This is a genomic window from Acidobacteriota bacterium (genome assembly GCA_020349885.1).
Lineage (GTDB): Bacteria > Acidobacteriota.
This window is the reverse complement of the sequence record CP070701.1, coordinates 876,695-881,833: the sequence shown is the minus strand read 5'-3', so window position 1 is coordinate 881,833 and position 5,139 is coordinate 876,695. Positions and strand designations below refer to the sequence as shown.

Here is a 5,139-nt window from a genome sequence, read left to right as displayed (position 1 = left end):
GATCTTCGTGAGGCCGACAAAGCGAGCGGCGTCTTTCAGGAAATGAAAAAGCGCGGCTTTAATCTTCCAGAAGATTTGCGGAAACACCTCGATGCCGCCATGAAGAGTCCGTGAGGGCGTCCGCCGGGGCCTGCTCAGTTTCGCCATCCTGTGGCATTTCGTCACGCTGCTTCCGACCTCGAGCGTCCTTGCCTTGAACGTTCCCGTGAACGAGCACCGAACCTACCTTCCGGCGGTGGGATTCGTGGTGGCCGCAGCGTTCTTGCTCGGGCTCATCACGACGAAGTCGAAAGAGGTGCACGAGGTTCTGGGCGCTGCATACGGCAATCTGGGACGTTGGACCGAAGAGGTTGAAGCCCACAAGCATGCGATACTGCTGAAGCCGGACTTGGCCAAGGCGCACCTCAACCTGGGTATCACTTACTCGATTTTAAATCGTCGCGGTGACGCCCTCGAAGAATACAAGATTTTGAAGGAACTGGATAAGAAAAGAGCCGAAAAATTGTTTGATTTGATTTATGAATAATTTCACGAAAAATAGCCTTAAAAAGAACCGGCAACCACCCCCTATTTGACATGCCCCGCCCTCTTCCCCTATCCTGTTTCCCTTAGGAGAATTACCTTATGTTTGGATCCCTCGGCGTAACCGAGCTGCTGCTTATACTGCTCATCGTGCTTCTTCTTTTCGGGGCGAAGAAGATTCCCGACGTCGCGGCGAGTCTGGGCCGCGGAATTCAGAGCTTCCGGAAGGCCATCAAGGAAGGCGCGCAGGACGAGCCGGGCGGCAAGACGGACGACGCCAAACTCCCGCCGCCTTCCTCGTCGAATTGATGCCGCCTTCCCCGGAGCGCGTTCTTTCGCTGGCCCGCGAGAGCCGGGAGTTGCAGCGCGGGTTTTTCGAGGCGCACGCCGCGGATGTGGCGCGGGCGGCGGAGCGGATGGAAAAAGCTCTCCGGGAGGGCGGAAAGATTCTCCTCTTCGGAAACGGCGGCAGCGCCGCCGACTGCCAGCACTTCGCTGCCGAGCTCGTGGGCACGTTCGAGCGGAAGGACCGGCGCGGCCTCGCGGCCCTCGCCCTCACCACCGACACCTCCGCCCTCACGAGCATCGCCAACGACACGGATTACGCCCACGTCTTCAGCCGCCAGATCGAGGCCCTCGGACGCGCCGGAGACGTCGCGCTGGGCATCTCGACCAGCGGCGACTCCCCCAGCGTCCTCGAAGGGCTTAAGAAGGCCCGCGCTATGGGCCTCGCCACGATGGCGCTCCTCGGGCGCGACGGCGGCCGGGCCGCCCCGCTCGCGGACGCGACCCTCGTCGTCCCGGGAACGTCCGCGGCCCGCATCCAGGAAACGCACGCCGTCGTCATCCACGTGCTCTGCGCCCTCATCGAGGAAAGAATCGAGGAAAAGATATAGGGAAAAACCTCCGCGGGGCCGTAGGGCGTTCCTCCTCGTTCCCGGTGCAGAGAGAGGCGTTCACGTGAAACCGTTTCACTTCGGAAAAAGACTCTTCTTCCCCGGGATCGGTGCGCCCGCCGAGCCATGAGAAAGCGGTCCCGCTTCATAGGTTTTTTCGTTTTCCTGCTCGCCTTCGGGTTTTCCGCGGTGGCGGACGTGAAGGCGTCGCCGGAGTTCAGGGCGGACGATTCCTTCATGCCCGGCATGCCGAACCATGGCGCCGCGTTTCTGTGGTTCCTTAACCCCTTCCATCAGCCGACGCACATTCCGCCGTCGGGGTCGCTCGAGCTGTCTTCCTATTTTTACCGCTCCAGCCACTACGTCGGCGTGGTGACGCCCCGGCACCAGCTCTTTCAGCACGCGGAAATCTCCTCCCTGTACCTCGGCGCGCGCTACGGCCTTTCCGCGCGGACGGCCCTCGACGCGGAGATGCCCCTGCACACGACCTCGACGAACCGCCTGCGGGGCCTGTTCCACCGCAAACAGCTCTACGGCAAGGATTATTTCTTCACGGTGGACGACCGGGAAGCGTTTCGCGCCTCGCCGGGCCGGCTCTACGCGGGAGACCTGAGCCTGGGGGCGAGCGCGCGCTTTCGCCGGGCGGACGGCTACCTCCCGGAGGTCGTCGCGCGCGGCGCGGTGGAAATCCCCACGGGCGACGACGGGCACGGCTTCGGAAACGGCCGACTGGATTACGGACTGACGCTCGCCCTCCGCTGGGCGAAGCGGCACGGGCGGCTGGCCAGCGGTTACGTGCGCTTCCACGTCGTCCTGCCTGGCAACCTCGCCCGGGCACCCGGCGTCCCGGTGCGCTCCTACTGGGGAGCCAACGCCGGCTTTCACACGCCGATGCCCTGGCCACGAAGTATGCGGAAGCGCTGGGTTCTTTCTGGAAACATTTTCTGGAACACGAGTCCCATCGGCCCGGAGGTACAAATTCGGACGTTGAGCGCACGTTCGTTCGGCCTCGGCGGATCGCTGTTCTACCGGGCGTCGGAACGCACACGGGTCGAGTTCGTGCTAATGGAAGATTTCACCGACCGGGCGCTCGGGCAACAGGATTTCTTGATCGGCGCGGGCGTGCGCCATCGCTTTCAAAAAACCCGTGGCCGCTGAGAAAGGAAAGACGTTCCGGGCCGTCCTCGCCTACGACGGCACGAGCCACCACGGCTGGCAGCGTCAGAAAGACACGCCCACCATTCAAGGCGCGTTCGAGGACGCTCTTTTTGAAATTACACGACGGCACGTCGCCGTCGTCGCGGCGGGGCGCACGGACGCGGGCGTTCACGCGAGGGGACAGGCGGTCAGCTTCGCCCTGCCGCACGCGCGGCTCGGCGCCGGGGCGCTCCAGAGGGCGCTCAACGCTCTCCTTCCCCCGAGCATCCGCGTGAAATGCCTCTCGCCCGCCCCCAAAAATTTTCATGCCCGCCGCGACGCGAAGCGCAAGCGGTACGCCTACCGAATCTACGACGGCCCCGTGATGCCTCCCCTGGAGCGCCTCTACGCTCTGCACTCGCCCGGACGCATCGACTGTGCTACCATGCGGGAGGCGTTGCGGAGACTCGTGGGAAAGCATGACTTTGCGGCGTTCCGGGCGGCGGGATCTTCGACGAAGACGTCCGTGCGGACGCTGTACCGGGCAAGCCTCACGCGCCGCGGGCACCGCATCACAATGCGGTTCGAGGCCGACGGCTTTCTGCGCCACATGGTGCGCAACATCGTGGGAACCCTTCTCATGGCGGGACGCGGAGAGCTTGCACCGGAGGATATGACCGAAATTTTGCGAAGCAAAGACCGAGGGCGGGCGGGCCCCACCGCGCCGCCCGAAGGCCTGGTGCTCGAGAAGGTGACGTTCGAATGATTCCCGACATGGGACGCCTGGTGCGGCGGGGCTCGGAAGAGGAAACCCTGCTCGCCTCGGTGGATTTCAAAAAACTTCCGCGCCACGTGGCCATCATCATGGACGGAAACGGCCGCTGGGCCAAAAAGCGCGGCAAGCCGCGCGTCTACGGCCACCGGACGGGCGTGGAGTCGGTGCGCGTCACCGTCGAAACGGCGGCGCGCCTTGGAATTGAAATTCTCACGCTCTACGCCTTCTCCATCGAGAACTGGAAGCGCCCCAAAACCGAGGTGGACACGCTCTTCCGGCTCCTGCGCCAGTACCTGAGCAAGGAGCTGAAAACGCTTCTCGACAACAACATCCGCCTCCAGCCCATCGGGCGCCTGGGCGACCTAGACGCGGCCACGGCCAAGGCGCTTCGCCGGGCCGAGGCCGAAACGTCCGGGTGCACCGGCATGCTCTTCAACGTCGCGCTCTCCTACAGCGGCCGCGCCGAGATCGCGGACGCCTTCTCCTCACTGATGCGGGAAGTGAAGAAAAACGACCGCGCCGGCACCACCGTTTCGGAAAAGGACATCGCCCGGCACCTCTACACGGCCGGCCGGGGGGATCCCGACCTGCTCATCCGCACCTCCGGCGAGCAGCGCGTCAGCAACTTCCTGCTGTGGCAGATCGCCTACACGGAGATTTACGTGACGCCGGTGTTCTGGCCCGACTTCCGCACGCGGCACCTGCTCGAGGCCGTGCTCGACTACCAGCACCGCGAGCGCCGGTACGGAAGGGTCTAAGAAAGCCCGCATCCCGAATACCAGGGAGCAGGGGTAGGAGGTTAAGGGTCAAGAGCGGGGTAATACAATCCGCGCCCCGTATGCTATACTGCGAAACCATGTCAAACGGCCATTTCGGAAAAACAGACGTCACGGAACTCATCGGCAACACGCCGCTCGTCCACTTGCGCACGCTGAGCGGGCTCACGAAGGCGAACATCTACGGCAAGTGCGAGTTCATGAATCCCGGCGGCTCCATCAAGGAGCGCACCGCCCTCGGGATCGTCCGCGACGCCGAGCGAAGCGGAAAAATAAAGCCCGGCGGCACCCTCGTCGAGGCGACGACGGGAAACACCGGAATCGGGGTCGCCATGGTGGCAAACGCGCGCGGCTACAAATCCATCATCGTCATGCCGGACACGATGAGCCGGGAAAAAATCGATTTCGTGCGCTCCTACGGCGCCGAGATTCGCCTGACCGAGAAAGCCCCCTGGGGCAGCCCCAAGCACTATTACCAGGTCGCCAAGGACATCGCCGAGTCGCTTCCGAACGCCCTTCTCATAGACCAGTTCAATAACCCCGCCAACAACCGGTCCCATTACTCGACCACGGGACCGGAAATCTGGAGGCAGACGGAGGGCAAAATCGACGTGTTCGTCTCCACCATGGGGACCGCCGGCACGCTCTGCGGCGTGGGCAAATTCCTCAAGGAGAAAAACCCGAATGTCAAAGTGGTTTGCCCCGACCACTTCGGGTCGGCGTACTACTCGTATTTCCACACCGGCAAAATCGAGATTGTGGGAACCTCCGTCCTGGAAAGCTTCGGCATCTCCTCCATTCCCGGCTGCTACGACGGCTCGGTCCTGGACGACGTTCTGCGCATAGATGACCGCCGCGCCGTGTCCGTGATGGTGCACCTCATCAACCGCGAGGGCCTCTACGTCGGAGGCTCGTCGGGGATGGCGGTGGCGGGTGCGCTGGAATACGCGAGGAAAATCGACCGCCCCGCGAACATCGTCTGCATCCTCGCCGACTCGATGAACCGCTACGTCACGCGCTTCCTCGACGAAGG

Annotated in this window: 7 protein-coding genes; all 7 read left to right on the top strand. The window is 63.4% G+C overall.

Going from position 1 to position 5,139, the window contains the following annotated elements; all coding sequences use genetic code 11:
* The first annotated feature begins 205 nt into the window (after window positions 1–205).
* Complete coding sequence (locus JSV08_03760) at window positions 206–526, top strand: hypothetical protein (GenBank protein ID UCF81537.1); 321 nt, start codon at window positions 206–208, stop codon at window positions 524–526.
* 98 nt (window positions 527–624) lie between these two features.
* Entirely contained in the window at window positions 625–831 is a 207-nt protein-coding gene (gene tatA / locus JSV08_03755) for a twin-arginine translocase TatA/TatE family subunit (protein ID UCF81536.1), read from the top strand.
* Window positions 831–1,418 (top strand): SIS domain-containing protein, encoded by a 588-nt coding sequence (locus tag JSV08_03750; protein ID UCF81535.1) that lies wholly within the window; start codon window positions 831–833, stop codon window positions 1,416–1,418. The genes tatA and JSV08_03750 overlap by 1 nt, the downstream gene beginning before the upstream one ends.
* A gap of 126 nt (window positions 1,419–1,544) precedes the next feature.
* Window positions 1,545–2,576 carry a hypothetical protein gene (locus JSV08_03745; GenBank protein UCF81534.1) on the top strand — a complete coding sequence of 344 codons (1,032 nt, stop codon included), beginning with the start codon at window positions 1,545–1,547 and terminating at the stop codon, window positions 2,574–2,576.
* The gene (gene truA / locus JSV08_03740; protein ID UCF81533.1) at window positions 2,566–3,321 is read left to right on the top strand and encodes a tRNA pseudouridine(38-40) synthase TruA; all 756 of its coding nucleotides are present in this window, start codon (window positions 2,566–2,568) and stop codon (window positions 3,319–3,321) included. Before JSV08_03745 ends, truA begins: the two co-directional genes overlap by 11 nt.
* Window positions 3,318–4,088: an isoprenyl transferase gene (locus tag JSV08_03735; GenBank protein ID UCF81532.1), complete on the top strand. Its 771-nt coding sequence runs from the start codon at window positions 3,318–3,320 to the stop codon at window positions 4,086–4,088. The genes truA and JSV08_03735 overlap by 4 nt, the downstream gene beginning before the upstream one ends.
* A 98-nt stretch (window positions 4,089–4,186) precedes the next feature.
* Window positions 4,187–5,139, top strand: a 953-nt coding sequence (locus tag JSV08_03730) for a pyridoxal-phosphate dependent enzyme (GenBank protein ID UCF81531.1), incomplete at its 3' end; no start/stop codon positions are given.

What these genes read in the sequence shown, in the direction of transcription:
- JSV08_03735 (UCF81532.1), top strand. Translation starts at nt 3,318, where the DNA reads ATGATTCCCGACATGGGACGCCTGGTGCGGCGGGGCTCGGAAGAGGAA.
- tatA (UCF81536.1), top strand. Translation starts at nt 625, where the DNA reads ATGTTTGGATCCCTCGGCGTAACCGAGCTGCTGCTTATACTGCTCATC.
- JSV08_03750 (UCF81535.1), top strand. Translation starts at nt 831, where the DNA reads ATGCCGCCTTCCCCGGAGCGCGTTCTTTCGCTGGCCCGCGAGAGCCGG.
- JSV08_03745 (UCF81534.1), top strand. Translation starts at nt 1,545, where the DNA reads ATGAGAAAGCGGTCCCGCTTCATAGGTTTTTTCGTTTTCCTGCTCGCC.